The organism is Algoriphagus sp. SE2 (assembly GCF_039563885.1).
In the GTDB taxonomy this organism is placed as follows: domain Bacteria; phylum Bacteroidota; class Bacteroidia; order Cytophagales; family Cyclobacteriaceae; genus Algoriphagus.
Genome location: NZ_JBCLWJ010000045.1, coordinates 1 through 2873, shown reverse-complemented (window position 1 = coordinate 2873; position 2873 = coordinate 1). Strand labels below are relative to the sequence as shown.

The following is a 2873-nucleotide window of genomic DNA, read 5'->3' as shown; positions in this document are numbered from 1 at the left end:
TATTTTCTGCTTCGTATCCGTCGCCGGGTCCCCGATATTCCCCGAAGGATCTGTCAGGGTAACGGATAAAGTCACCGTACCTACTCCCAGTCCGCTCAGATCAATTCCGGTGACCTGGTCGGTAGCAGTCGCTATTGTACCACTCCCTGTTACTGTAGCCGCACTAGCTGAGGTAGAAAACGTATAATTATAAGTAGTCCCTATTTCAGCATCCGCAAACGTAAAGCTTACATTTGAAGAATTCCCGTCTGTAATCGGATCCTGATCAATTGTTGCTGTGTACCCGGTCGGTGCTTCGAAATCAGAACAGAACTCCAGGTTGTCCAGGGCCAGATAGATGAAGCTGCCTCCTGTTTCTATTTCTATCCCATCCACATACGTGTCGGAATTATCCACTCCCCCTTCGGTGGCAAAATCAAGGTAGAAGAATCCATTATTTGAGCTGAAGTCGGTTGGGAATCCTGTTGATTTTGTAATGGTATATGCCGTAGTTGCCCCGTTTTTACCACGGACGGTCACCGTCCCGTCATTGGTCGGAAGGGGATTGGTCCCCGTGTTCGAGGTAAGGAATAAGGCTAGTTTGCTGAACTTGACAGGAATATCCGAGGTCAATGTGTACGGACCAGTGCCTGTATTCTCCAGGTACACATCCGATGAATTGATCCCAAAGCCATTTCTGTCTTTTACCGCCCAGTTCCCTCCGAGCGTTATCGACTTCCCATTGGATGTGAATGAGGTCGCTCCATTGACAAAATTTTCAAATGTTTCAATGTAACAGGCTCCCACCAAATGGATTTCCCCGTTTAAAAATTCAAAGGGTGGGGTGTTGCCCAGTGCATCCGCTATATCCGTTCCTGCATTCAGTTTGATCTGAATGGACCCTTCCCCGGTAATACCCGTGACGCTCAGACCATAAACCGAACCGGATCCTGAGATGCCCGTCAAGGCTCCCGTTGCCGTACCCGTTTTAAGCAAGGTGAAATCATCCATACTGACATTGCTGGCAGCCTCGTCAAAGGTCACCTGGAAGTTGACCGTTCCCGCAGTGGATAACGGACTGCCTGTTTTTGAAATACTTTGTACCACCGGGGCCTGAGTGTCCACGTCAGGCGCGGCCTGGCAGAAATTAAAATTGTCAATGGCCAGTTCAACAAAGCCTCCACTGATCGTGAAGACCAGTTCATCCACATTGATGTTCCGATAGCTCGAAGCACCGTCCGTGCTGAAATCAAGGGTGAAAAATCCTCCGTTGACAGTGGTGTTCGTCGGGAATCCCGAATTCTTGGTGATCGTGTACTGGTCTACTCCCCCCTTCTTTCCAGTTATCGTGATGGATCCCGTGGCTGATGGTTCGTCTATAACGCTTCGGTCCGACAGGAACAGATCAACCGTCTTCATGGTGAATTCCGTCGCACTCCCCAGTGAAAAGGAACCTGCCGTATTGTCGTTTATGATATAACGGTTGGAATTCCCGGCACCAAATCCGGTCCTGTTTTCGATTTCCAGTCCGCTCCCCAAGGTGAAATTAACCCCGTTCCCGCTAAAAGTCTTACTTGCATCACTCTCCGTCTCAAATGTCTCCACAAAACAGGCCCCCACAAAATGGAGCTGTCCGGAAGTATAGGCAGGAGTACCTTGGGTATCATCCACATTGGCGATATCCGTTCCTCCTTTCAAATCCAACCGGATCGTTCCCTCCCCGGCAATTCCGTTAACGGCCACTGTGTAAGAAGACCCGGATCCTGATACTGCACCCACCGTGCCGACGGTTCCGGATGTTGTGAGCTGGAAATCATCCGAACTGACATTCTTTGCCTCCTTGGTAAAAGTCACTGAATAATTGACGGAAGTAGCAGTTGAAAGAGGGGTACCTACAAGGGAAATACTGGTCACCAATGGAGGATCTGCATCCACCGGATTGATAGGGGGACCATATGAAAAATTGTCAATCAAAACGAAGAGGTCAGCACCTTCAATCCTGATCTCATCAATGGAATAGAAATCAGGGTTTGAAGAGAATATCTTTGCTCCAGTAGTTCGGCTGTCAAAAGTGACATTGACAGTGCTCCCGACCGGTGTCCCGTTATTATATGCGGTGATTGTACCGGTGGCCGAAGCAAGTGGGTCTCCGTTTTGCAGCCAAATACTGACTAATTGAAAATCTGAACCATCTACTTTGGTGATTTTCCATCCCTTATTTGCAAATGCAGCTCCGGTGTTATCTAAGGCATTGGTACCGTTAAAGCCACCAGTATTATAGCTGACAAAAGCAGTCCCATTAAAAATCTGAAACCTGAATCCTGAATTATCATAGGTATTAGTTCCATTTATTGATGAGGAGGTGCTTCCAGAAAGCTCATTAAAGTTTATGGTCTGGGCAAACGAAAAAAGAGAACTGCAAAAGAAACACAGTGATAAAAAAATGGATTTGGCGAGAAAACGTATCATTTGAGTAAAGTTTAAACAAAAATACCGACCCCAGTCCGGGGTCGGTTTAAAATTGGGTTTTACGATCTGGAAGGGAAAATTCCCTGAAGTGCTATAATATAATTCATGGCAAGGGAAGGCTGCATGTTGTTGTGCGCCTGACTTCCGCCTGTATTTCCGATGCTTGCTCCCATGGAGGCATTGGCCGGACCGGTGGAGTACCCGTTGACAGGGATGGCGGCGGAACCCCGCTCGACCACTACATTTTCTTTGGCAAGCGTACCGTTGGTAGGATCATTCGTATTTGCTTCTGAATTACTGCCCATCAACTGGTGAGTATGGGATGGAATTTCCATTTGGCTAAGTGTTACTGTTTCACTGCCTATTTTTTGACCAATTTGTCTCGGAGATAAGCCAGGGCCATTTCCCATTCCCACCGCACAGCG

The 2873-nt window shown here is 47.8% G+C and carries 2 protein-coding genes; both read right to left on the bottom strand.

Translation table 11 applies throughout. The annotated features are described in order from the left end of the window. Window positions 1–2448 (bottom strand): hypothetical protein (locus AAGF08_RS20300; protein WP_343513279.1); only part of this gene is annotated, 2448 nt, incomplete at its 3' end. 59 nt (window positions 2449–2507) lie between these two features. Next, the coding region (locus AAGF08_RS20295) for a phage tail protein (protein WP_343513277.1) at window positions 2508–2873 on the bottom strand (366 nt) is incomplete at its 5' end.